Raw genomic sequence first — 25,125 nt, forward strand, 5'->3', positions numbered from 1 at the left:
CATTCAGCACTTATTAACACCTTTTACTATGCATCACTTTACAGCGTAGGCTTTCGCTTGCCTGTGAATCCTTTTCGAGTTTATTAACACATGCGTTAATGAACATATAATCAAGGTTGTAGCATGAATAAATTAAAGATCGGCGTCATTGGCACTTCACGCAAAACAGATGAACGACGTTACCCTATTCACCCAGAGCACTTAAAACGGATTCCTGAAGAACACAGAAAGCAGCTTATTTTTGAACAAGGCTACGGAAAAGACTTTAATATAACAGATGATGAAATCGCAGCGCTTACAGGCGGTATCGCCTCTCGCAGCGCACTTTTAAAAGACCTTGGTACAGTGATTATCGCTAAACCCGTTCTTGCCGATTTAAACGAATTAAAAGAAGGCGGGACTCTGTGGGGGTATGCTCACTGTGTTCAACAACGCGATATTACCCAAGCAGCATTAGATAGAAAATTAACCTTAATAGCCTTTGAAGATATGTTTGTTTGGTCACCAAATGGGCATGCGGGTCGTCACACTTTTTATAAAAACAACGAAATGGCTGGTTACTGCGCCGTTATCCATGCATTGCAATTAAAAGGGGTTGACGGTCATTACGGAAATCAACGCAAAACCGTTATTTTTAGTTTTGGTGCTGTTAGTCGTGGCGCAATTTATGCGTTACAAGCTCATGGTTTTAGAGACATTACAATTTGTATTCAACGCCCTGATCATGAAGTTCGTGAAGAGGTTTTAAACTGTTATTACGTTAAAGTACGTCAAGGCTCTGAGGGAGAAGCCCGGATGATGGTCGTAGAACACGACGGAACACACAGACCCTTAATCGACCTCATTAGTGAAGCCGATATTATTGTTAATGGCACTTTTCAAGAAACAGCGAACCCAGTGCATTTTGTGATTGAGTCAGAGGCTGACTGCCTTAAACCGAATAGCTTAATTATAGATGTAAGTTGCGATGAAGGTATGGGGTTCTTTTTTGCTAAACCCACGTCATTTGCCGAACCAATGTTTCGTTATAAAACCATTGATTATTACGCTGTTGACCACACGCCTAGCTATTTATGGGAAAGTGCAACACGTTCAATCTCTGCTGCGTTAATTGTTTATCTACCCAGCGTGTTAGCGGGAAGAGCGCAATGGCAAAAAGATGAAACAATTCGACGCGCCATCAATATTGAAAACGGAATAGTAAAAAATAAGGCTATTTTGTCATTCCAAAACCGCCAGTTAACATCGCCCTATCAGGTCCTCTAAATTTACAAAATAAATCGACGTTATTTTTATGTGGTGTTAATTGTCCCAAGTTAGATTGAACGCAAACAGAAAATAACGTCTTACCAATCAGCTAACGCCATACTAACTTGTTCATAGCGAACGGCTTGTGCACAGTCACCTTGGCCTTTAAGTTGCAACGTATCGTGTAAGTGACACTTTTTTCGGCGAAAACCATGAAAGCATTTCACACTCGCCGAAATAATTACAAAGGAGATGACTATGACGATTAAAAAAACCGCACATTCGAGCTGGTCTGGCGACATTAAATCAGGTAAAGGAAGTATTAGTACCCAAAGCGGTGCTTTAGATAAACAACCGTATGGGTTTAATACCCGCTTTGAGGGCAAGGCTGGTACGAACCCCGAAGAATTAGTTGCAGCAGCACACAGTAGTTGCTTCAGTATGGCACTGTCGCTGGCATTAACAGAAGCAGGGTTTACTGCCGATGACATTACAACCAAAGCCACCGTCAGTCTTGATGAAGTCGATGATGGTTTTGAGGTCAGCCATATCGCTCTTGAGGTAACAGCAAAAATAGCTGATATCTCTGAAGAGACGTTTAACGAGCTGTGCCAGCAAACTAAACAAGGTTGCCCTATATCAAAACTGATGAATGCAGAAATTTCCCTTAGCCAAAAATTAAATTAACTAAACAAAAGCGCCACTTCATTGAAGTGGCGTTTTTACGTTTGCAAATGATTACATATTTCCGAGCTTTATCATCATCGCGGTGTACATTTTTAAATTCAGCGCTAATTGCTGCTCAGTAATAAACTCATGTTCTGAGTGACCCGTGTATTTTTTACCTGGCATTGATGGCCCAAACGATACAGCATTATCAAACAGCTTTGCATTTGTGCCCCCGCCAATCGACACAAACCCCGCGTCTTCATCACCCGTAAAGTGCTTAAAAATATCCAATAAAGCTTGTGCATGCGGTGCGCTGTCTAACAGCATAGGCGTGCCAATAACAATATCAGTGTCTTTTAATGTCACGTTATTACGTGTTTGCCACGCAGTCAGCGCATTATTAATTTGCTGCTTTAATACGTCTTCTTGCTTTCCGACAGGGCGACGCATATTAACCGACAGCTTAATTTCATTCCCATCACGTGATAACAATGTTGGCGACACAGTCATAGGCCCCATAAAATCATGTTGATAAGCAATTTCACCAAACTGAGCGCCATATAAGTCAAGGCCAATTAACTGGTTAATAAACTCGATTGCTTGACCGTCGCTGTTGTTTTCAAGGTCTAGTCCTTTAAATATTTCAGCAAGATGCGCTATGGCATTTTCGCCCGACTCCGGCTCAGACGAGTGAGCTGAGGTCCCTTTTACTTGCACCAATAAACCTTCTTCTTGTTCTTTTATCGCCACTTTCACGTTTTTAAGTTTACCAACGTTATCGTGTAATTTTGCCACAGTCGCGGCATCCGCATTATGCACTAACACACTGGCATCTTCTGGTATTTGACTTACAAAAGCACCGCCTTTTAAATCAGTGACATATAAGCCTGTTTGCGCTGAAGTGGCTGAAAATGTTGGCGCAATTAAACTCCAGCCTTTTTCTGCCACTACGACCGGATACGACGCATCAATCGTCACCGCATACTTAGGTTGCTGGTAGGTTTTCATAAACTCTTTAAGTGGCGCCCAATCCGACTCTTCAGCAAGGTATACCATCAGTTCAATACGGTTATTTAGAGTAACCCCTTTATCTTTAATGGCTTTCATTGCATGGAGTGCTGTGGCAATTGCGCCCTTATCATCCTCAGTACCACGGGCAATCAGCTTTCCAGGTTCAGAGGTTTTATCCATTTTAAACGGGCTTTGTTGCCATTTACTGGCATCAGCAGGTTGAACATCCCCGTGCGTAACAATCGTTACTTTCTCAGCTTGGTTGCCCATGCCTATTAATACTGTGTAGCCTAAATCTTGATAATCAAAACCAAACTGCGCCGCTTTCATTTTTAAAAATGATTTAAAGCCAATAAAGTCTGGATTATCGGGCGTAGCTAGGCCCTCTTTATTGACCGTTGGATACGAAACTAGATTTTCGAGGGTATGAATTTGTGCTTGTTGATAGCGCTCGACCGCATAGTTAGCCAGTTGTTCACTTTGTTCAGCGATGGCAGCCTGACCAGAAAAGGCACTAAATAAGAATGCAGCAAGTAATGAATGTTTCAAGATAAGCTCCAGAGTTTTAGAAGGTTTTCGCAAGTAGACCTTGATTGTAACGGTTATAATCGCGACATGATATCTCTTGTGCGACGAAAACTGCTCGGCTTCTGAGCAATTGCTCTGTACAATACTGACTGGCCTATCCCATAACTTACAAAGTACCATGAACCGTAGAAAAAAGATCTTCACTAAACTGAAACAAAAAGACAAACGCGCCAATGCTAAATTACACAAAAGCAGTAAGCCTGCGTATGTTTCAAAAGCTGAGCGTGAAAAACTAGCGCAACAAGAAAATGAGATGTAGCCGCGATTTTACATCACATAATTTTTTAGCATAAACCTGGGGCACATCTCATCCCCGCTATTTTTAGGTCGTGCTTTAGCGCGTCTTTATTTTGCCCTAAAGCAACACCTGCTAGCACGCTACCTATTTACTCAATATCAATTAAACTCAAAATGCGCAATTTCAATCAGGTAACCATTTAAGGGTCATGACACACTTAACACACTTCTGAATAAGCATTAACGAGTCATCATGAAAACGAAGCAACAACAACGTATTGAGCATGTTTGTGATTATATTAGTCAGCATCTCAATGACTCTTTATCACTCGACACTTTGAGTGATGTAGCCTGTTGTTCAAAATATCATTTTCACCGTTTATTTGCCGCTTCAGTGGGAGTCAGTGTGACTAAGTACACGCAACTTGCTCGCTTAAAACGTGCATCATTTCGACTAGCATTTGAGCATCAAGTCAAAGTGATTGATATTGCACTCGAAGCACAGTTTGATAGCCCAGAGGCATTTAGCCGCGCCTTTAAACGCACTTTTACACAGTCTCCTAGTGAATTCAGAAGCAAACCAAACTGGCCTAACTGGCACTCTCAGTTTGAATTTTCTTTACCTGATAAAAAGGACTGTTTTATGAATGTAAACATTGTCGACTTAAAAGCCCAGCCCGTTGCTTTATTAACCCATCAAGGCGCTGCAAATACCCTTATGAATACCGCCGCACATTTTATTGACTGGCGAAAAAGCTCAGGATTATCACCGGTTAAAACCAGCAACACCTATGGTATTCCATACAGTGACCCTGCAACAACTGAAGATCATGCCTTTCGTTTTGACTTTGCCGGCAGCATTACAAAGCCAATTCCTGATAACCCACAAGGAGTCAGAAATGGCGAGATCCCAGCGGGACGCTGTGCCGTAGTGCGCCATAATGGTTCACACGATACGATTAGCGATACAGTGTATTATTTATACCGCGAGTGGCTACCACAAAGTGGTGAAGAAGTGCGTGATTTTCCGTGTTTCTTTCATTACCTCAATTTAATTCATGAGGTGGATGAATGTGATTTGCAAACTGATATTTATTTGCCGATTAAGTGACACGAAGCGTGTAAGCAGGTTGTAGGCGCGATTTGACATCGCGCCTACAAATACAAAACCCCTTGCCTAAAACCGATAACTGATACTGGCATTATAGGAGCGACCTTGTCCTGCTAGCTGCTCAAAGCCAGTGCGCATATCGTGCTTATAATTAGCAATGTTCACTCCGCCAAGTGGCTGCTGATAATACGCATCAAGTAAGTTAGTAACTGCTAACTTAAAGGTTAAATTTTGCCATGTTTTTTTACTTGAAATGCCTAATAAATTATAGCTATCGGTTTGGTTTTCTAATCGGCGCTCATCCACCTTGTCTTTACTGTCAACCCATTGCCAACTCAAGGTGCTTTCCCAGCCTTTATACGCGTGTTCAAGGCTTAGTTCTGTGTGCCATGGCATAATTTGATATAAATCTTCGTGGCTGTCATCGCGCTCGCCATAATTGCTGGTATACGCTCCTTTTAACTGCCATTTACCTGCTTGCTTCGAATTATACAGCTCAATAAGGCCTGCTAATTTTAGCCCATACAACGTCGCATCTAAATTAGTAAAAGTAAGAATATGTCGCTTGGTATGAGCACTGTCAGTGCGGTTAAAGCTTTGCGTCACTTCAGCATCAATATAGTCATTTACCTGCGTGTACCAGGCATTCGCCGTTATTTGCCAGCTATCATCTTTTGCCTGCTTAGTGTAGCTAGCGCTTAGCGTATGAGCGGTTTCGGCTTTTAAATCAGGATTACCAATGTAGCCATTACCATCACCAAACCAGCCAATCATGGTACTTGCCATAGTGCCAACACCCCAGCTGTAACGCTCATATAAATTAGGGGCTCTGTTTTTACGGGCAAAACCAAATTGCAGCTCATCATTGCGACTTATTTGGTAGCGTGCAAGCAGACTAATATCAACTAAAGTATCGTCACGTTTGCGATCCCGCTGATTAAATTCCATCGCAGCCTGTGCATCGGTTTTTGACATGTCCATCATTGAGTTCATATGACCCACACCGCCCATAGCCCCTTTGTTATAGGCTTGTACGTCGCCTGTATTTGTTGTTACCTGTTCAATACGCATGCCTGCCGACAGCCACCATGCTTGATTAACTTGACTTTCATACTCTGCGAATGCACCCAGACGATTACGTTTACCATCATTAATATTTACGTATTCGTTCGGCCCCATCATCATTGACCCTTCAACAGCAGGCCACCAATCATCGATACGATAACTGTAATATTCGTGCCCAAACAAAAGTGACGATTCTGCAGATAAGTCTAAACGCCAGTGCAACTGATAACTGTAGTCTTGTGCGTCGGTATTCATAGGCATCATGCCGGGTTTCTCTGTACTAAAAAAACCCATTTTGTGCTTCACGTCGTGGGCATTTACTTGTACATGTAATGCGCCCTCTTCAAGATCACGTTGGTACTGTGCCACCATCCCAAAGCTTGTGTTATCCGTCATATCCATGTATTGATTTGGAAAACCCTGATAGGGAATTTTTTGATGGCTAAATTTTACTATAACCTGCTGTTTGTCATCACGAATAGCACCTGTTAATGCATGATTTTGCACACGATATAACGTGTCGAGTACGCGCTCCCCATGACCATCGTTATAACTGTTAGCCTCTTCAAAGCTGCCTTGATAAGACACGCTTACATTGTTGCTCGCAATACCCATACCTAGCCCATAGGCTTGGCTGTCGCTAACGCTTTTATATTGTGCGGTGGTATAACCTGAGCGCCAAGTCAGCTGCTCCGAATCGCTAAACTCAGGCGCAATAGTATTCACACGAATAACCCCGGCAATATTATCGCCCCCGCTGCTAACCGGTGATACCCCCGCAACAACACTGTACGATGTTACTTGATTAGCTGAGACATAGGACAAGGGTGGGTTCATTTGATTAGCGCACGCCGCAGTGACATCCGCACCATCCACTAATACTTTAACCCTGTCTCCCATCATGCCATTTAATACAGGTAAGCTTGATACACCACCCGCCGCTGAAAAATCAACGCCTAAATCAGATAACAGCGAATCGGCAGAGCCAAGCAATTGATGACTATTTTGGGCATGACCTTGCACTTCGATCACTTCAATCGAATCATCAGCAACAGCAGAGACACTTAAAATAGCGCAAATCAATGCAGCAACTTTAGTAACTAAAAAACGAGGGGGAGTTAAATGCGTGTTCATAAGTCTATAAAATAAAAAGTTAATTTATAAACCGATTATAAAACGCATTAATTTGGCTGAACACGTGACATATTGTCGCACCCGCTGCGCAGCCAAAACTGACAGAACACAAAAAATACTAGCGTAATACCACCAACGGAATACGGCTATCTTCAAGCATTTTTAATGTGGTGCTGCCCAAAAAGAATTGTCGCCATTTAGAGTGACCAAATGCCCCCATCACCATAAGATCAACGGCATGGTCGCTTTTGTAACGCCATAACGCCTCATATACATCGCCATCGAGCATGCGTGCTCTCACATTAAACCCATGCTCTGCTAAGCGTGCCGATGCGGTGTCCAGCTTATCTTGGCAATGACCATCATGCTTATCGACCATGACTAAATGACAACCTAAGCCTTTTAAAATCCCCCCTTTAATAATTTGGCTTATTGCTTGGTCAGTACTGTCACTGCCATCGTAAGCCAGCATAAAATTAGTGGGAGCATGAAACTGCGGCGGCACAATTGCCACAGGAGTATGAACTTGACGAATTAAGGTTTCGATATGCGACCCTAGCATCTTAAAATTATCACCGTGTCCTTTTCCTGCACGGCCAATAATCATTACTCTGGCACTGTCTTCATGTGTCAGTAACGCATCGACTAAACTCATTGAAAGCTGTTGTTTTTCAACAGCGGTCAGCCCTGCATGCTCAGCTTTCTTTACAGCTTCCTCTAACAGTAAATGGCCATGTTGAGCAGCGACTTTATTGCGCTCTTGTTCAAGTTTGGCAAGCTGTTCAAGTAATGATGTTTGCGAACCTAAGCCAATAATCGCCGTAAGGTCATCACTACCCTGTTGCAAAGGAGGCTCTAGCGCATGTAAAAAACGTATGGGGTGCGAAGTACGTTTGGCTATCCAAATAGCAGCCTCTGTCACTGCACTGGTGATAGTTGAACCATCAATACAGGCGAATATCTTTTCCATTGCCACTCCCTCCAAAGCCAAGTCTATATACACAGTATAGTTGGGATTTATATTTGTATTTATTTTGAAATGCTCAGCCTTAAGAAGTTCAACTTTATTCGTTATAGCAAACTAATATAGAACGTTCCAAAAAGTACTGGTTTACTCTATTTTATTTGTATTACAATAGCGCATCGCACCTCTTATCATCAGAACGCAACATGGTTCTGGCATTTTCTATTTCTCTTAAAACATGTTTTAAAGGAGTTACATGACTAACGTCACCAAAACTCAAGGCCGCGAAAGCACCTTTACAATCTTAATCGTATTAGCCTTAGGAACATTTATTCTTGGCCTCTCTGAGTTTTCAATGATGCCAATGCTGCCGCTTATTAGCGAAACATTTTCATCAACTCCGGCACAAAGTGGGTATGCCATTAGCGCCTATGCTATTGGTGTGGTGGTGGGTGCGCCACTTTTTATGATCACCACAGCCAATATGCGAAAACGTAATGCCCTGCTTATGTTTGTTACTATGATGTTTTTATTCAATGGCTTAAGTGCTTTTTCACATTCTCTTGAGCAATTGATTTTATTTCGCTTTTTAAGTGGCTTGCCCCATGGAGCCTATTTTGCCGCCGCTATTTTACTGGCCGCCGACATTGCCCCTGCCGACAAACGAGCCAGCTTTATGTCAAAAGTATTTATGGGCTTAACCGTGGCGACCATCGTGGGTGTACCAATGGTGACGTTAGTGGGACAAAACTTTAGTTGGCGCTATTGTTTAGCTGGCACCGCAGTGCTTGCTCTTGTTGCTTTAGTGCTAATTGTAAAATACGTACCAAACGTTAAGAACTCATCACCCACTTCAATTCTAGACGAATTAAGTGTGCTGAAAAACAAGCTAGTATGGACTATTTTAGGCATCATTATTATTGGTTTTGGCGGCGTATTTTGTGTTTACACTTACATTGCCGACACTATTTTAATTGTGACTCATACGCCCGCTTACACGATATCAATCGCTATGATCATGTTTGGTATTGGCTGCACCTTAGGCAACTATGTGTTAGGAAAGGCAGCCGACCATTCACCACTAAAAACCACAGGGGCAGCACTTATAGGTGCCGTCGTATTTGCAGCAAGTTATGTCAGTGCCAGCCACAATATTTGGCTACTTTATACGGTGATTTTCTTTATTGGTTTTAGTGTTGGTTTGGGTACTGTTATTCAATCACTATTAATGGATGTATCACCACAAGGCCATGCCATGATAGGTGCACTCGTACAATGCGCATTTAATACAGCCAATGCCATTGGCCCTTGGCTTGGTGGTATGGCCATTGCCCAAGGTGCATTGCCCAGTCAAACGGGTTATGTCTCGGCAGCCCTCTTTTTAGGCGGCTTTATGATGTGGTCATTAAGCGCAATACAAATGAAAAAGTTACGCGTTGAAAGTTAACCAGTTAGTCAAATTTGTAGCCGCGATTTCATATCGCGTAGAAGGAGTGGCGTTAAAACGCCCCCTTCAACTTGCTACTCTCTTTTTATTCATCCCGAAATATCTCTTCGTTCCTTACGTTAAATACACTTTATAAAAACATATATACACTCGATATGTTGATTTTTTTGTTTCAAAAAAGGCAACGCACTTGCCGTGAATCTCATAATATAGTATTAATCAAGAGTGTGCGTGGCATGAACAAAATCGGTCCAGGCGATTAATTTTAATAAAAAGAAGATAACACTATGAGTACGGCGCTGTTTTTCGTTGGTGAGTGGCAAGTTACCCCCAGCACAAATTCAATACGACGTGGCGAGCAAGTAAAACACATCGAACCAAAAGCAATGGATGTATTATTGCTGCTATGCGAAAAACAAGGTGAACTGTTAACCAGCGATGAAATTATCAATCACTGTTGGCCAAATGTAGCGCTTGGCGATAACCCGCTACATAAAGTGATCACGCAGCTACGCAAAGCATTTGACGATAAAGCAAGTAACCCGCAGTACATCGAGACCATTCGTAAACGCGGTTACCGCGTTATTGCCGAAATCAACTTTGTGCTCAACGAAGAACAAAAAGCCAGCCAAACCAGTTGGCAAGGTGATTCGCCTTTTGTTGGCTTAAGTGCGTTTGCACCTGAGCAAGCCGATGTGTTTTTTGGCCGTAATAAACAAATAGAAACCTTATTACAGCGAGTGTCAGCTCAAATAGAGTTTGGTCGCGCGTTTTGCTTAATATTGGGGGCCAGTGGTTCAGGTAAATCGTCGTTAGTTAACGCAGGTGTATTGCCCGCTTTAATGTCGAGTAATGGCTACGATGGCATTAGAGTACACAGTTACTGCCAACTCGACTTTGCCGATGTGAGTAAAGAGCGCTTACTGCTTGATTTAGCCTCAACCTTGCTCGATTTAGAAATAAACGACGCACCTGTACTTCGCGATATAAGCGCCGATACACTGGCTGAATTGTTATTAACAGATCCAGAACAGGTTATTACCCGCTGTAAAGCAGCCCTTGCAACGCTAAATACAGAGCACACTACGCCCTATTTATTTTTATTTATCGACAGGCTCGAAGTGCTATTGTCATCGCCGCTATTTAGCGATGACGAGCGCAACCAGCTTTTAGCACTTATTGAGCGCTTAGCAACCAGTGACTGTATAATCATTTTTAGCGCTTGTCGTAATGATTTTTACCCACAAGTGGTGAGTCAACCAAGTTTAATGGCAGGTAAAGCCAATGGCGCACATTTTGACTTATTAGCGCCAACTCGCTCTGAGCTTAAGCAAATGATCCGTTTGCCAGCACTTGCAGCAGGCTTAAGTTGGCAACATCACCCAGAGCATCACACACCGCTTGATGAACAACTTTGTAACGACACCGCCAATAACCCTGATGCACTGCCGATGCTGCAATACACTTTGCAACAGCTTTACTTGCAGCGCAGCCCAGACAACGAACTGCTGTTTACTGAATACCAAGCCCTAGGCACCATCGAAGGAGCCATCGGTCAAAAAGCCGAACAGGTATTTTGCCAATTACCCAAAGAACAACAAACTGAACTTGCCGCAGTCCTTTCAAAGCTGATCACGCTAAACCCAGATGGCGAAACACTCACCAGCCGCGCAGCACGTTGGAGCGAATTAACCAGCCCTGCTGCAACCAAGCTTGTTAAGGCCATGGTCGACAGCCGTTTGTTTGTATCGCACCTTAAAAATGAGCAAGCCTGTTTTAGCCTTGCCCACGAAGCGTTGCTGCGCCATTGGCAACGCGCTATCGATTGGGTGCAAGAACACCAACAAAGCTTAGCAATAAAGAGCCGCGTGCAACTAGCTACCGAGCGTTGGCTGCTTGAACAAAAACACAGCGACTTTTTATTAGCCCAAGGCAAACCGCTGCAAGAAGCACACAGCCTAGTTAAAAACCCTATGTTTAGCTTATCAAGCGACGAACAAGCGTTAATTAAAGCTTCTAGCAATAAAGCGAAACGTAAAAAACGCGTGTTACAAATAACGGTGGCTGCACTTGTTTGCTTAACCTTTATTGCCACATTTATGAGCGTGCGCAGCTACCATGCAGAGCAAGTAGCAAAACAAAAACGCCAAGAAGCTGAGAGTTTATTGGGTTTTATGGTCGGTGAATTTGCCGACAAACTCAGAAGCGTTAATCGTATGGATTTACTGGATGGTATTAGCAATAAGGCTCTTGAGTATTTTTCCAATCAAGACGAAGAAGCTGCCTCGTTGTTTGACTTTAGCGATAAACAAGCTCAGTTTAATAACCGCTTTCAATACGCTCAAACCTTAGAGGCCATGGGCGAAGTCGCCTATTCGCGCGGCAAAACCGACGAAGCCTTCACCGCCTTTGAAAATGCGCGAACGCGCCTAGAATCTTTACTAAAAATTCAACCCAACAACCTTGATGTTTTAATGCTTGCAGGGGCTAATGCTTTTTGGCTTGGTAACTTAACTTATGAGCAAAGTAATTACCTAGCTACTGAACCAATGTTTAAACGTTACTTGGCTTACAGCGAAAAAATGTATCAGCTTGCCCCTAATGACTTTAATTCGATTATGGAGCTATCTTACTCACACAATTCACTGGGTTCACTGTATTTAAAGCAGTTTAATTACGCACTCGCAAAGCAGAGCTTTACTGAGTCTTTAAAACTTAAAAACCAAGCCCTTGAGCTAAAACCTAATAACAAAAATTTATTACGCGATAAAACAGACACCATTAGTTGGATTGCAACCACAGAAGAAAGGCTAGGTAATTTAAACGCAGCTCTCGAACTGCTTGAACAAGCCACTCAAGAACTAGTCAACATGCTTGAAACGTCACCGAATGATGCAAGCTTACATAATTATTTAGCAAACACTTATATGCAACAAAGCTTTTTATTGAGCTACTTCCCAAATAAGAGAGCGGCATTTTTAAAAGCAGAAAAAGCAACTAATGCGATTAATAGAGCTAGGATCCAAGATCCAAAAAATCAAAAGTTTCAACGCACTTTTTATAGAACGCTTGCATATCAATTAATGCTATTAGATAAAAGTAAAACAAGTGACAGAGTACCAGAAGTTTTAAGTTACATTGATGAACAGGGATTTTCAGATACGACTTTAATAAACGTTCAAATAGGTGTGATTCATTATTTAATAAATCGAAACCTTTTAAATGAAGCTGAAGAGCTACTATTAAAACTAGAAAGCAACTCAGATTTTATTGAGAGAATATCTGACACTAGCAAAATAGAAAACAACTCTGCACTAATAAAAGCTAATTTAATTAAAGCAAAGCTCGCTAAAGACAAAATATCAAAACAACAAGCATGCCAAGAAACTATTAATACAATCGAAGAAAACAATAATGGTAGTAAAAGCATTAAAATGACCTACCCCCTAATTCAAGCATATACTTGCTTAAATAAAGAAAGTGAAATCAATACACTAAAAAACAAACTGATTGAGTTAGGTATCACTAACTTTGAACTATAAAAATTAAAGGGAAAAACATGAGCGAAAATCAAACTTACAATTTTACAGTGAATGTTTCACTTAACACTGAAAATGAAGCTGTATTTACATACTTCCAAGACGGTCAGCAAGTTTCTGGTGGCGGTACTGTTAACCAAAGAAACAGCCTAGGTATCTATACATTAGATGAAACAACGAGTGCAGCAGGATTTGTATTTACAGGTGCTAACTTTTCAAATATTGAGGGCGAATGTGCGCAAGACTTTAACCACTCTGTTACTGATAATGGCCAAACGATTCAGATTTCAGATTCTGATGAGAATAGCGGTAAAGCATGTATGGTTTTCACTGTAGAGTGCAATGGCATAAGTTATGAAAGTGCCGATCCGCAAGTAAACAATGAAAAAGAAAACTAAACAACACCCACATAAGGCTCCATCAAGGAGCCTTTTACTACTTATAAACAATAACTTAAAACCAGAAGATTACCGGAAGGTTAATTTGCACTTTTTTAAGTAACTTTATAGACACCAAAATCGTTTGCATCGGCAAAAAGGAAACGAACGTGTCTACTAACAAAAATGAACAACCAAACACAGCTAAATCAGAAGCGAAAAATACACTGTCGCAGTCTATCAATTCAGAGCAACTTGCACTAATTGTACAAATGTTTCAGAACATTCCTGAGGGAGTGTTTATCATTAATGGTCAAGGCACATTTGAATTTGCAAACCCGATGGCGGCACAACTTTTAGGTGATAACCAAGAAGCGTTAATCGGTCAAAACCTGTTACATTACCTACACGACACCGACCGTGACAAATACATGTATACCCTACTCAGTTGGTTAGATCATAAAGACTCGCCCATTAGCCTTGGGCCAAACGAAGTTAAAATTAACCGTGCCGATAGTAAAACCCTTGAAGCGGATTTATGTATTTCAAGCTTGCCAAAAAATATAGCTATTGCAGAAAACTTATTTATTTGTGTATTACATGATTTATCATCACACAAAGAGCAATATAATCGCTTAGTTAAACAAGCCACCACTGACCATTTAACCGGTCTTGCAAACCGCCTTACATTAGAAGAGTCATTAAAAAAACATTGGCAAGAAAGCGTACAAACTAATCAAGCGATTAGTACTATATTAATCGACATTGATTATTTTAAATTATTTAATGACCGATTCGGTCATGTTAAAGGCGATAAATGCTTACAAAAAGTCGCGAGTATAATTGCCGAATCATTGCCTTCTCGCGATTGTTTAGCTGCGCGTTATGGTGGCGAAGAATTCGCCATTATATTACCTCGCTGCCAAAAAGACACCGCAGAGGCCATCGCTAAACATATTCAAATTAAAATAAATAATACGCTATTTACCGACATTGGTTTACCGAGCGACTTTAGAATAAGTGTAAGCCAAGGTATTGCATGTGAATATAATAATCAATATCGCACATCAGAAGCGCTAATTTGTGCAGCCGACACCGCGTTATATCGTGCAAAGACAGAAGGCAGAAATAAAATTAGCACGAGCCTATAAACACTTAATTAACAAACTAAAAACCTAGTTAACAAGTCGTATTGGTTACGCATATACTATACTTTAATATTATTTGTTTGTTCCCACTTTGCATTTTACACTGCGCTAAAATAGATAAGTCAGATGGGAATCAACAATGGCATTATTCAACAAATTACCTTTGCAACTTGCAATTGCAAGTACGCTTGCTGCATCAGTGACTGCAATCGCTGCTGAGCAACCTGCTGAAAATACAGCAAAAGACATTGAAGTTATTTCAGTGACGGGCACACGTCGTAGTTTACGTAGCCTGTCTGAAAGTACAGTACCGGTTGATTTATTAACAAGCCGCGACTTAGCAAGCACAGGTCAGCTTGAAATTAGCCAAGTACTGGCCTCTCAATTACCAAGCTTCAACTACCCAAGTGCGACCCTTGCTGATGGTACAGACCACGCAAAACCTGCTGTATTACGTGGCCTTGCACCTGATCACACACTGGTATTAGTCAACGGTAAACGCCGTCATGCGGGTGCACTATTAAATTTAGGTGGCACAGTGGGTCGTGGTTCAACGGCAGTTGATTTAAATAATATTCCTACCTCTGCGATTAAGCGCGTAGAAGTACTGCGTGATGGCGCAGCGGCACAGTATGGCTCCGATGCCATTGCTGGTGTAATTAACATTGTACTAAAAGATGCCGATGAAGGCGGTAGTGTAAGCTACACCTATGGTGAGTACGACACGCAAATGGCAGGCTCGCCACAGTTATTAAGCACAGGCACAGACAGCGAAGGCAACTTAAGCTTTGCAAAAGGCGCTGACCGTAAATTAAACGATGGTATTTCACGCACCGCAAGCGCTAATGCGGGTTTTTCATTTGCAGATAATGGCTTTATTAATATTTCAATTGAATCACGTAATAACGAGCCAACCAACCGCTCAGGTATTGACCAGCGTGAGCAATATAGCCGCGATGCAAACGGTAACCTAGACCCACGTGAATTCGACTTTGACCGCTACAACCACCGTTTTGGTAAAGCTGATATCGAAGATATTGCTGTGTTTTATAACCTAGGTTACGAGTTTGATAACTCGCTATCACTTTACTCATTTGCCAGTTACTCAAACCGTAAAGGTAACTCAGCGGGTTTTTACCGTCGTGCCAAAGACTCTCGTAACTTAACTGAGGTTTACCCAGACGGTTTCTTACCAGAAATTGATACCGACGTAGATGACTACTCATTTGCTATTGGCCTTAACGGCGAAACCAATGACTGGGCATGGGATATAAGCAGCAATTATGGTCGTAATGACTTTGCGTTAGGGGTAAGCAATAGCTTGAACACCTCAATGGGTGTAAATAGCCCAACTGAGTTTGATAACGGTGCGCTTGTCTACGAGCAATACCTCGTTAACATGGATGCCAGCAATACCCTTGATTTAGGTTTACCCGACGATGTATTTGTGACAATTGGCGCTGAATACCGCCACGAAAACTACCAAATCAAAGCAGGTGAAAAAGCCTCTTATATCACAGTACTTGATGAAGAAGGCAACCCTGTTGCGGCGGGTGGCGCACAAGTTTTAGCGGGCTTTTCACCAGAAAGTGCCACCGACAAGAGCCGCCATAATGTCGCGGTATTTGCTGAGTTTGATACGTACCTAACAACCGACTGGAATGTGGTTCTTGCGGGTCGCTTTGAAGATTACAGTGACTTTGGCAGTACCTTTACATCGAAACTGGCTTCGCGTTACAGCATTAATGAATCACTGTCGCTACGCGGTGCAATCAGCACAGGATTTAGAGCACCATCACTTGCACAAACGTCTTACAAATCGGTAAGCACAGTGTTTGAAAATGGTATTCCAAGTGAAGTTGGTTTGTTCCCTGTTGATGAACCTGCCGCAAAAGCACTGGGTGCTCGTGACCTTGATGCAGAAGAATCAGTCAACATGACTGCAGGCTTTATCTTTACGCAAGGCGGTTTTAGTTTAACACTTGATGCGTATCGCATTGACATTGATGACCGTATCGTCTTGTCTGAAAATTTAAGCGGCCCAGAAGTAGAGGCTATTTTAGCCGAAGCAGGCGAAGTTAATACTCAAAGTGTTCGCTACTTTACCAATGCCATTGATTCACGTACGCAAGGTGTTGATATTGTTGCAACCTATTCATTAGGCTTAGAAAGCTACGGCGATTTACGCTTAAGTGCGGCTGTTAACTTTAATGATACTGAAGTGACTCATGTTAAAGAAAACCCCGCTGAGCTGGAAGCGCTTGGTGACAGCTACGAGTACTTTGCACGCCGTGAAATCACCCGCTTTGAAGATGGCACGCCAGCAGATAAGTGGAACTTGTCGGCAACCTGGGACTTTGAAAACTTTCAAACAACATTACGTGCTACGCGTTATGGTGAAGTTGTGGATACATCAAGCACACCAGAAGGTGATGAAGTCATTGATGCAAAATGGATCACGGACTTAGAAGTCGCATACCGCCCATCTGAACAGTGGAAATTTGCTGTTGGCGCAAACAACTTATTTGATCAGTATCCACAAGATACTGTAAGCAATATAGGCTACAGCGACTTTAATCAAATTTTCACCTACAGTGCATTCACACCTTATAGCTTAGATGGCCGTTTTATCTACGGAAACATCACCTATAGCTTCTAAAAATAAGCGGTGCTGGCTTAGGCTAGCACCGCGTCCTACTTTGTAAGTAAAGCCCGCGAGTAAAAATATCTCGCTTGTAACCAACTTTTTTCAGACCTGCTGCGACTAACTTAATAACTTAACCCATTAGGACAGCATCATGAATTTAGTACGCATTACGACATCAGCTCTATTAGCCGCAGCCACCACAGCCTGTATTGGCCTTTCAAGCGCAAGCACGACTATTGACGATAACAACTACCGTGTTATCACGTTTAAAGACTGTAAAAAAGTTCATGAAGGCACGTTAAACAACGAGCAAATTGCCGCCTATCAACAATTAAAACGTGAACAAGAAAAGCTTGAATCACTGGAGTTGCCACTAAGCGACATGGAAGAGCAAGTCACGGCCTATTCACAGCAAATAGAAGCGATTACAAAAAAAGCCGTGGTCGAAGATGAAAACCACCTTAGAATAAATAAAAGTCTGTTAAAAGAACAAGATAAACTAACTAAACAGCTTGATGAATTAATCGCCTCGCATGATGCCGACTTCAAAGCGTTAGATGAACAAGCTAAGCACATGGAAAAAGCTACCACGTTATTTGATGAGGCTATGAAACCAATGATGGAGCAAAATGAGACGACCCATTTGCAAATTTTAGCGCCGGGTGAAACTGAAAAACCGGGGTGTTTTTACACTATATAAAGCCTAAAGCTGCGTTTTGAGCTGTGTATAAAGTTTGGCATGAGATGGGCGAATGTCTTCTTTATGCACTTGCTTAAACCAATGTGCAGCTTGAGCTCGGTTACCCGCTTGCCAGTGAATTTGTGCCAAACGAAGTTTATAGATTGCTATTACAAGTCGGTCTGACTTCGCGTCCATGTAGTTTAGCGACTCGACATAAAAGTGATTTGCTTTATCGTATTGTGACAATAATTGATGAGTGCGGGCTAGATTCCCCATTGCCACTGATATTTTTCGGCTATGGTCAGTTTTCAAAATCCATTCAACCGCAGAAACCCGACTAACCAAAGCGCGCTCAATATCGCCTAACGAATGGAACACATTTGCTTTGTTTGACGCCAGCTCAAAATGAAAAATAGGATCTTTACTTTTACCAAAACGACGCTCAGCTCTATCAAGAATATGCAAAGCAGTTTCTTTGTTGCCAAACACATGCTGTAAGTTAGCCAATTCGACCATACGCATAGGGTTACCAAACGAGTCATAAATGGCTTGCAGTTTATCAAAGGCTTTCGTTGCGTATTTACGGCCCGTTTCATAGTCACCTAAATAGTGCATTGATTTAGCATAGTAAAAATACACTTGAACTTGAAATACGATGGGTAAGTCGGATTTTTCAATAAAAGGTTCGGTACTGTCTTTTAACGTTTGATAAGCCAGTTTGTCGTAATAATAATCAAATTGGTATGACTTTATCTCATACCATTTATCAGAATAAAGCTGCGCACTGGCTAATTGCTGCTCAATGAAGTCTAAGCAGCTTACCTGCGACTGCTGAGCGCAATATACCTCGTGATCGCTAAAATTTTCAGACGCGGCCGCATAAAAACAGCCGAAGCCTAACAATAAGGTTAACGTTTTCTTCATTCACTAACATCTCAGTGAGAACACAACCAAAAAAATAACAAAAAGTAATACTTTATGACAGTTCTTTTTGACGTGTTTGATAATTTTAACGTGCAATCGCGTGTTTATTATACCAATTAGCTAAATTGCGTATTATTGTAGACTGCTCTAACCCTAAGTATCCGTTTTATATACAAAAATTATTAGTATCAATTTTTAGTTTTACACAAGATAAGTAAACAACGTATCCACTGATACCGTTAAATAGAAGCCAATAAGTATGAAGAACTATTGGCTTCACTGTGATTTATAGTAGCAACAGGCTTCCTAACCCGAGAAAGGTCACAAAACCAACAATATCTGTCACCGTGGTTAAAATTACAGAACCAGACAATGCAGGATCAATTTTAAGCTTATCTAGAATAGACGGTATCACAACGCCAGACAGCGAGGCAGCCACTAAATTAAGTAAAATGGCAATAGTGATAGTCACACTTAACATCCCGTCGTTAAACCAAAAATAAGTGAGTACACCAATCACCAATGCCCATACACAGCCATTTAATGCCCCTACCCTAAGCTCCTTTTGCAATAAAGCTCTGCGGTTAGAGTCGGTAACCTGTCCAAGCGCTAAACCGCGCACAATCACGGTCAATGTTTGGCTACCTGCAATGCCTCCCATCGACGCAACCACTGGCATCAATACCGCAAGTGCCACGACTTGCTCAATGGTGGCACCAAACAAACCAATAAACCAAGATGCTAAAAATGCAGTCGCTAAGTTAATGCCTAGCCAAATACCGCGGTTTTTCGCTGATTTGGTGACACTTGAGAACAGGTCTTCGTCTTCACGTAGACCACCCGCTTTCGCAGCGGCTTCGTCGGTCACTTCTTGGCGTAATTCATAGGCCGATGACACCGCTAGACGCCCTAATAACTTATTGTCGGCATTCACCACTGGCATCGCCATTTTTTCACTGTGGATCACGACCTCTGCCGCTTCATATAAGTCATCATCAGCATGTAATGCTGATGTATCTAGGTTTGCATGCTCTAATAAGGTATCGGCATCATTGGCTTTAAATAAGGCATTTACAGGCACTTCACCAATCAACGTGCCTTTACGACTTACCAAATAAATTACTTCGGTGTATTGCGGCAAGCCTTTTTGCAAAATTTTACGAGCGCCCGCCACCGTCTGCTTTTCTGACACTTTTAACGCATCAAAGTCTAACCAGTGACCGAGTTGCTCAGGGTTATACTGCTGAGCAAGTTCGTAACGCTTTGTTTGTACTTCATCAAGCTGGCGACGCGCATAATCAACAAAACGCTCTGGAATAATTTCTTCAAGTTCGAGTAGCTCTTCTACGCTCACTTCATCAAGTAACTTAAACCCTTGCGCTTCGTCTAAACTTTGTAATAACCACCGACAGCTGTCTCCCCCCAAATTAATGAAGATTTCATGCTGTGTGTCTTCGTCAAGCAGTTGCCAAATTTCTAATCGTTGTTCTTTGGGTAATGCTTCAAACAGCAGCGAGAGATGTTCTGTCGACAGTTTTTCTTTGGCGTCGGCAAGTAACTTATTTTTTCGCGTTGTGGTGTCACACTGAAGCAACTCATCAATGAGTTGTGGAAGTTGATCAACAGGATACTCAATCATCTAAGAGCTCGGTTAAATACATCAATAACAACAGTCTAACGCAGCTTTATTAAAATAACTGCCCCATCATTGATTTATTTTTCCTTGTATCATCTCAGTCATGTGCATTAACTTTTCGCTGTATACCTTATTAATCTTTATAACGAAATACCGGCTTATACCTTCAACTGACTTGGGGTAAGCCCAGTCCAGCGCTTAAACGCGCGCCTGAAATTAGCAATATCATAAAATGATAAGCGCATTGCGACCTGCTCATTACATTGTTCACGCATAGCCAGTAAGTATATGGCTTTGCGTTTACTTTGTTCTTCATACAACGCTGAAAAACGTACACCGTGAGCTTTTAACTTTCGCTTAAACGTCGCAGAGCTCATTGCAAACTGGCTTGCGACTTGTTCTAAATTAAGCGCTGGGTTTTGATAAATGACTCTGCTCACCGCTTCAACAAAGGTGCTGTTTGCTGTGTTTAATGTTGCCAATTGAGAGTTAACTTGTGAAAAGCGAAAACTACTAAAGGTAGGGTTTGTAAGCCTTAATGCTTGTTTGCTTAATACCCAGCGAGTAATGGGCTGTTCAAACGCAACGTTTAGCCCTAAATGTTGCTCATACTCTTGGCTGTGCCTTGCCCGTTTATAAGCGAAATCAAACTGACATGGCACCCGCTCGCCAGCCACTTTTTTAAGCGTTTGATAAAATGCAGCACTGTAAATTTCGAGCACATATTGGCTCATTTCATCATCAAGACCCACAGCATTTTGCAACTCAATATAATACTGCTCGTTATGCACATAACTGTGGCTAAATAACAGCGGAGCAAGTTGCATACGCAAGGCGTCTAGTTGCTTTAGAGCTTGACCAATGCTCAAACTTTGCAAAACACCTTGCGCCACAACCGAGGTGTCATTAGCAAGTTGGCTACCTAACAAAAAGCCACTGTCGGCCGATTTCATTAACAGCTTAAACTGCATCAATAAACGCAATTGCTGAGAGAGACTAAACTGATGCTGTACACTCATTAAGTCTTGCTCAAATACCCCCGTGCCTCTGAGTAATTTATGTAAACCAATACCGCGACTTAGAGCAAGCTCTACCAGAGTCGTAATCAGACCTTGCGCGGTTAGATACTTATCATCTTGATTAAGATACTGCTTCACAATGGCTGACTCTGTGTTGTTTTTGTTGTTGTAATGCGGCGTGTAAACGCGCGCTCAAACAGTGTGCTGTATCTCCTTGCTCACTGCCCACTAACGCAACGGTTGCATGCTGAAACTTCGCGTGTTTTTCGCCCTCAACCTTAAATGCGCAGTGACTCAGTGCCGAAGATATTTGTGCCACCAGCTCTTTGCCTTGTAACGCGGTGGTGTTTGGCATTAGCACCATAAAACAATCACCCGCATAGCGACATACCACATCAGTAAGACGACAATTCATTATCATAAGCTCACTGACTTCTCGCAGTAACCTGTCACCTTCGATAAAACCAAACTCGGCATTAAAATCGGCAAATCCACGAATATCAATGGCCGCAAGTTGCAACGGCTGCGACTCATTCAACTGCTCTTTTAACACCGTTTGTAAGTAATCGGCTTTATAAAGCCCAGTAATTGAGCACACTAATTCATGCTCACGGTGCATTGCTTCACGGCGCTTTAACTGACGATTAAGCACAAACTGCTCTTGGTGCCATTGATACAAACCTAGGCTTGTGAAAACCATACCAATGGGTGCAGGTAAAGACTCAATCAGACTTAGCCACGTATTCGTTGGCTGATGTAACCATTCATCAAATAAGTCCAGCGAGGCCGAAAACATAAAAAGACCAAGCCCTAACACTAAAAAGCAGGTGACTTTTCCGGGGGGTCTCGAAATGAGCAGTGCAAATATCCATGTTAGCGTCATCATCACAATGCCGCCCTCGCCGACAATATCCAGCCATGATATGTCGGCCAGCGCTTTTCGCTCTCCGTCATATGCACTGAGGATAAAAGCGCTCACAAATAGCGCAATAACCGCATTTGTTAAAAACCGATGATGAATAAAAGGATTAAATCGCATGAAAGACACCTAACTATGAATCGTGCTGCCATGCTAACCCGTTCGCATTTTTAGCAGCAGGGTCATATTAGCTCAATGATGTGACAGCAAAACGACACTCCCCCCTTTTTGATGACTTTAATCGCTGTATTTACCTTGATTAAGCGGGGTGATTACAGCTCAAAATGCTTTATAAACGCCTCTAATAGCTTGTTTTTAAAGGCTGCCAGCGGTTTTCTGTCACATTTGCGTCATTTAAGCTGGGTACTTTGCTCACCAAACCAAGGACAAGTAGGAGCAAATCCATGAAACAGTTTAAAACGAAGGCACTTGTAAGCGCCCTCGCCTTATGTCAATTCGGTGCCTTTGCACAAGAGTCAGACACCAACAATGAAAAGAAAGTAAAAGTATCAGAAGAGCTCGTTGTGTATGGTGAAATAGGTTATCGCAACCGTTCACAAGAGCTGGCCCCAACCCTTGAATACTCACAAGAGTATTTTCAACGTTTTGAGCCACTTACCGCTGGTGATGCTTTAAAACGTGTTCCTAGTGTGACATTTTTATCTGACGTATTAGAGTCAGATGGCGCCCGTATGCGTGGCTTGAGCCCGGCTTACACTAAAGTACTTATTAATGGTGAAGAAGTACCAGGGGCAGGCGCTGATCGCTCATTCTTTGTTGACCGCATTCCTGCTGAACTGATCGAGCGTGTAGAAATCATTCGCGCTTCAAGTGCTAATCGTTCTGCCGATGCAATTGCAGGAACTCTTAATATTGTTCTGCGTGATGGCTACAGCTTAGACGGTGGTTATATTCGTGCTGGCGGCCTGCGTTACGACGACGGCGAATTAAAAGAAAGCTTTGCAGGTGTGTACGGAACTGAATTTGCCGGTGGGCGTTTGTTACTTGGCGCAAACTTACAAGGACGCTATAACCCAAAACAAAAATCTAGCTTGCGGTATGGCGATAGCCCTGAAAACAACGAAAATTACAAAACTGAAGAATTTGATAACCGCGAAGATCAATCTGATATTCGCGATGGCGACGACACGTCACTGAATGCCAGTTACGAAATTGCCTTTGATAATGGCAGCAAGTTTGATATCAGTGCCATTTGGGTTGATACCGACCGGACTGAAGATGAACGCTCATTTGAATACGATGACCCAACAGCAACAAGTAACGCAATTGTAGAAGGCGGGAATCTCGAAACCGATAACGCCAATGTGTCTTTCATTGATCAAACTAACTACAACATTAACTCTGGTTACGAGTTACCGCTATTTGGTGGCACCAGTAAATTTAAAGTAGGTTATGCCCGCTTCGAAGAGTCGGTCTACGAGCAAGAGGTCGAAATTGACACCTCAGAACTCCCAATGGTGTTCGAAGAAGAGGAAGAAACCGTTGATATCGACGATAAAGAGTGGTCACTGCAATGGCAACATAGCCTATTTGCTGGTGAAAATAAAACCATTCAGTTTGGTGCATTTGTGCAAGGTAAAGAGCGTGATACAGCGGTTTATCAAGCAGAAGATGAAAATGAGCAAAGTTTTGCAAGTTGGGATCAATTTAGTCAAAACCCACTGTCGCTTGCCGGCTTTAACAATGAATTTGAAGCCGCCGCGGGGGGTGTAAATAAGCTTAAAGAAGACCGTCTAGATGTATTCGCACTCATCAAACACGAAGACCAAGATTTCTCGTGGGAAATGGGGGTACGCTACGAAACAACCGACTCAACCATCACGGATAATGTTAATTATGTGACGGCGAAGAATGATTACGATTTTTTCTTACCATCGGCCCACTTACGCTACAACGTTTCTGAAAACGGCCGTGTTAGCGCCTCTGTGGCTCGTAGCTTACGTCGCCCAGATTTTGACTACATTACCCCTGCTCTGCTTGAAAAAGAGCTGGGTGATAACGACTTTTTAGGTAATCCAGACCTACAACCCGAATCATCGTGGGGGATGGATCTTGGCTACGAATACCGGTTAGGTAAAAGCGGTGTAGTGGGTGTTAACGTGTTCTACCGTGATGTAAGTGACTTAATTGAAATTGCCAATACCAGCCAACAAGGTTCTGAAGGCGAAGGCACCTATATTTTACAACCGCGCAACACCGGTGATGGTAATGTAAAAGGGATTGAGCTTGATTTATCAACACCTTTAACAGCCTTAAGTATGCCTAATACAGGGATTTTCTTTAACTATTCATGGCTTGACTCTGACGTTAATGACAATTTTGGTTCACGTAAATTTAATGACCAATCTGACTACGTATTTAACGTTGGCTTTATTCAAGACTTACCAGATCTGGGCGCTTCATTTGGTGCCACATACCGTAAACAAGGCGATGCGTATGGCCGCATAGTGGGTGAAGAAGTAACAACACACTACGGAGCCGACCTTGAGGTATTCGTAGAAAAACGCTGGCAAGACATCACCCTACGATTAGTCGGCTCAAATTTGCTCGATGCAAGCAAAGACGAAACGTTCAACAAATTCGATACGCTTGATGATCAAGTCAACCGTGACTTTGACGAGTATGAGCTGGAGTCTGAAGAAGCAGGGCCTGTTATTCAATTAATGCTGCGTTACGCATTTTAATTTTAATAGACCGTTTTAAGGCAGCTCATTGCTGCCTTGTTTTATCTTGGGAAAT

The 25,125-nt window shown here is 42.2% G+C and carries 19 protein-coding genes; 11 read left to right on the forward strand and 8 right to left on the reverse strand.

Features of this window, described 5'->3' with window-relative positions; translation table 11 throughout:
- Nucleotides 1-123 precede the first annotated feature (123 nt).
- Nucleotides 124-1,266, forward strand: a complete 1,143-nt coding sequence (locus BWD47_RS07875) for a N(5)-(carboxyethyl)ornithine synthase (protein WP_075593757.1) — start codon at nt 124-126, stop codon at nt 1,264-1,266.
- Between the two features lie 80 nt (nt 1,267-1,346).
- Here the strand turns inward: BWD47_RS07875 and BWD47_RS20250 are convergent, their stop codons facing one another.
- Entirely contained in the window at nt 1,347-1,475 is a 129-nt protein-coding gene (locus BWD47_RS20250; protein WP_256719279.1) for a hypothetical protein, read from the reverse strand.
- A gap of 31 nt (nt 1,476-1,506) precedes the next feature.
- Between BWD47_RS20250 and BWD47_RS07880 the strand changes: the two genes are divergently transcribed.
- Complete coding sequence (locus tag BWD47_RS07880; protein ID WP_036966864.1) at nt 1,507-1,935, forward strand: OsmC family protein; 429 nt, start codon at nt 1,507-1,509, stop codon at nt 1,933-1,935.
- A gap of 51 nt (nt 1,936-1,986) precedes the next feature.
- Here the strand turns inward: BWD47_RS07880 and BWD47_RS07885 are convergent, their stop codons facing one another.
- Nucleotides 1,987-3,420, reverse strand: coding sequence for a dipeptidase (locus tag BWD47_RS07885; RefSeq protein ID WP_230235588.1), 1,434 nt, complete (start codon nt 3,418-3,420; stop codon nt 1,987-1,989).
- 214 nt (nt 3,421-3,634) lie between these two features.
- Between BWD47_RS07885 and BWD47_RS07890 the strand changes: the two genes are divergently transcribed.
- Nucleotides 3,635-3,775 carry a DUF2986 domain-containing protein gene (locus tag BWD47_RS07890; protein ID WP_074988980.1) on the forward strand — a complete coding sequence of 47 codons (141 nt, stop codon included), beginning with the start codon at nt 3,635-3,637 and terminating at the stop codon, nt 3,773-3,775.
- Nucleotides 3,776-4,006: 231 nt separating this feature from the next.
- Nucleotides 4,007-4,864, forward strand: coding sequence for a GyrI-like domain-containing protein (locus tag BWD47_RS07895; protein ID WP_065978586.1), 858 nt, complete (start codon nt 4,007-4,009; stop codon nt 4,862-4,864).
- A 66-nt stretch (nt 4,865-4,930) separates the two neighbouring features.
- Here BWD47_RS07895 and BWD47_RS07900 read toward each other — a convergent pair whose 3' ends face one another.
- Together BWD47_RS07900 and BWD47_RS07905 are read right to left on the reverse strand one after the other, a co-directional pair.
- Nucleotides 4,931-7,063 (reverse strand): TonB-dependent siderophore receptor, encoded by a 2,133-nt coding sequence (locus BWD47_RS07900; protein ID WP_075593758.1) that lies wholly within the window; start codon nt 7,061-7,063, stop codon nt 4,931-4,933.
- 118 nt (nt 7,064-7,181) lie between these two features.
- Complete coding sequence (locus tag BWD47_RS07905; protein WP_065978588.1) at nt 7,182-8,033, reverse strand: universal stress protein; 852 nt, start codon at nt 8,031-8,033, stop codon at nt 7,182-7,184.
- A 250-nt stretch (nt 8,034-8,283) separates the two neighbouring features.
- On the opposite strand from BWD47_RS07905, the gene BWD47_RS07910 reads away from it, so the two are divergent.
- From BWD47_RS07910 to BWD47_RS07935, 6 genes are all read left to right on the forward strand, one after another.
- Complete coding sequence (locus tag BWD47_RS07910; RefSeq protein WP_036966850.1) at nt 8,284-9,474, forward strand: MFS transporter; 1,191 nt, start codon at nt 8,284-8,286, stop codon at nt 9,472-9,474.
- A 287-nt stretch (nt 9,475-9,761) separates the two neighbouring features.
- Entirely contained in the window at nt 9,762-13,016 is a 3,255-nt protein-coding gene (locus BWD47_RS07915) for a winged helix-turn-helix domain-containing protein (RefSeq protein WP_036966847.1), read from the forward strand.
- A 17-nt stretch (nt 13,017-13,033) separates the two neighbouring features.
- Nucleotides 13,034-13,411, forward strand: a complete 378-nt coding sequence (locus BWD47_RS07920) for a DP-EP family protein (protein ID WP_036966844.1) — start codon at nt 13,034-13,036, stop codon at nt 13,409-13,411.
- Nucleotides 13,412-13,560: 149 nt separating this feature from the next.
- Entirely contained in the window at nt 13,561-14,541 is a 981-nt protein-coding gene (locus BWD47_RS07925) for a GGDEF domain-containing protein (protein ID WP_075593759.1), read from the forward strand.
- Between the two features lie 136 nt (nt 14,542-14,677).
- Nucleotides 14,678-17,197 (forward strand): TonB-dependent siderophore receptor, encoded by a 2,520-nt coding sequence (locus tag BWD47_RS07930; RefSeq protein WP_065978592.1) that lies wholly within the window; start codon nt 14,678-14,680, stop codon nt 17,195-17,197.
- A gap of 139 nt (nt 17,198-17,336) precedes the next feature.
- Nucleotides 17,337-17,885, forward strand: coding sequence for a hypothetical protein (locus tag BWD47_RS07935; RefSeq protein WP_075593760.1), 549 nt, complete (start codon nt 17,337-17,339; stop codon nt 17,883-17,885).
- Nucleotides 17,886-17,888: 3 nt separating this feature from the next.
- Here BWD47_RS07935 and BWD47_RS07940 read toward each other — a convergent pair whose 3' ends face one another.
- The 4 genes from BWD47_RS07940 to BWD47_RS07955 form a co-directional block, all read right to left on the reverse strand.
- On the reverse strand, nt 17,889-18,791 hold the full coding sequence (locus tag BWD47_RS07940; RefSeq protein WP_075593761.1) for a lipopolysaccharide assembly protein LapB: 903 nt from the start codon (nt 18,789-18,791) through the stop codon (nt 17,889-17,891).
- A 286-nt stretch (nt 18,792-19,077) separates the two neighbouring features.
- Nucleotides 19,078-20,430: a magnesium transporter gene (locus BWD47_RS07945; protein ID WP_036966832.1), complete on the reverse strand. Its 1,353-nt coding sequence runs from the start codon at nt 20,428-20,430 to the stop codon at nt 19,078-19,080.
- A 155-nt stretch (nt 20,431-20,585) separates the two neighbouring features.
- The gene (locus BWD47_RS07950; protein WP_075593762.1) at nt 20,586-21,584 is read right to left on the reverse strand and encodes an AraC family transcriptional regulator ligand-binding domain-containing protein; all 999 of its coding nucleotides are present in this window, start codon (nt 21,582-21,584) and stop codon (nt 20,586-20,588) included.
- Nucleotides 21,568-22,485 carry a sensor domain-containing diguanylate cyclase gene (locus BWD47_RS07955; protein WP_036966826.1) on the reverse strand — a complete coding sequence of 306 codons (918 nt, stop codon included), beginning with the start codon at nt 22,483-22,485 and terminating at the stop codon, nt 21,568-21,570. The genes BWD47_RS07950 and BWD47_RS07955 overlap by 17 nt, the downstream gene beginning before the upstream one ends.
- Nucleotides 22,486-22,769: 284 nt before the next feature.
- On the opposite strand from BWD47_RS07955, the gene BWD47_RS07960 reads away from it, so the two are divergent.
- Nucleotides 22,770-25,070 carry a TonB-dependent siderophore receptor gene (locus BWD47_RS07960; protein ID WP_075593763.1) on the forward strand — a complete coding sequence of 767 codons (2,301 nt, stop codon included), beginning with the start codon at nt 22,770-22,772 and terminating at the stop codon, nt 25,068-25,070.
- The last annotated feature ends 55 nt before the right edge of the window (nt 25,071-25,125 follow it).

Origin of the sequence: Pseudoalteromonas sp. PAB 2.2, from assembly GCF_001938575.1 — a bacterium.
Lineage (GTDB): Bacteria > Pseudomonadota > Gammaproteobacteria > Enterobacterales > Alteromonadaceae > Pseudoalteromonas > Pseudoalteromonas lipolytica.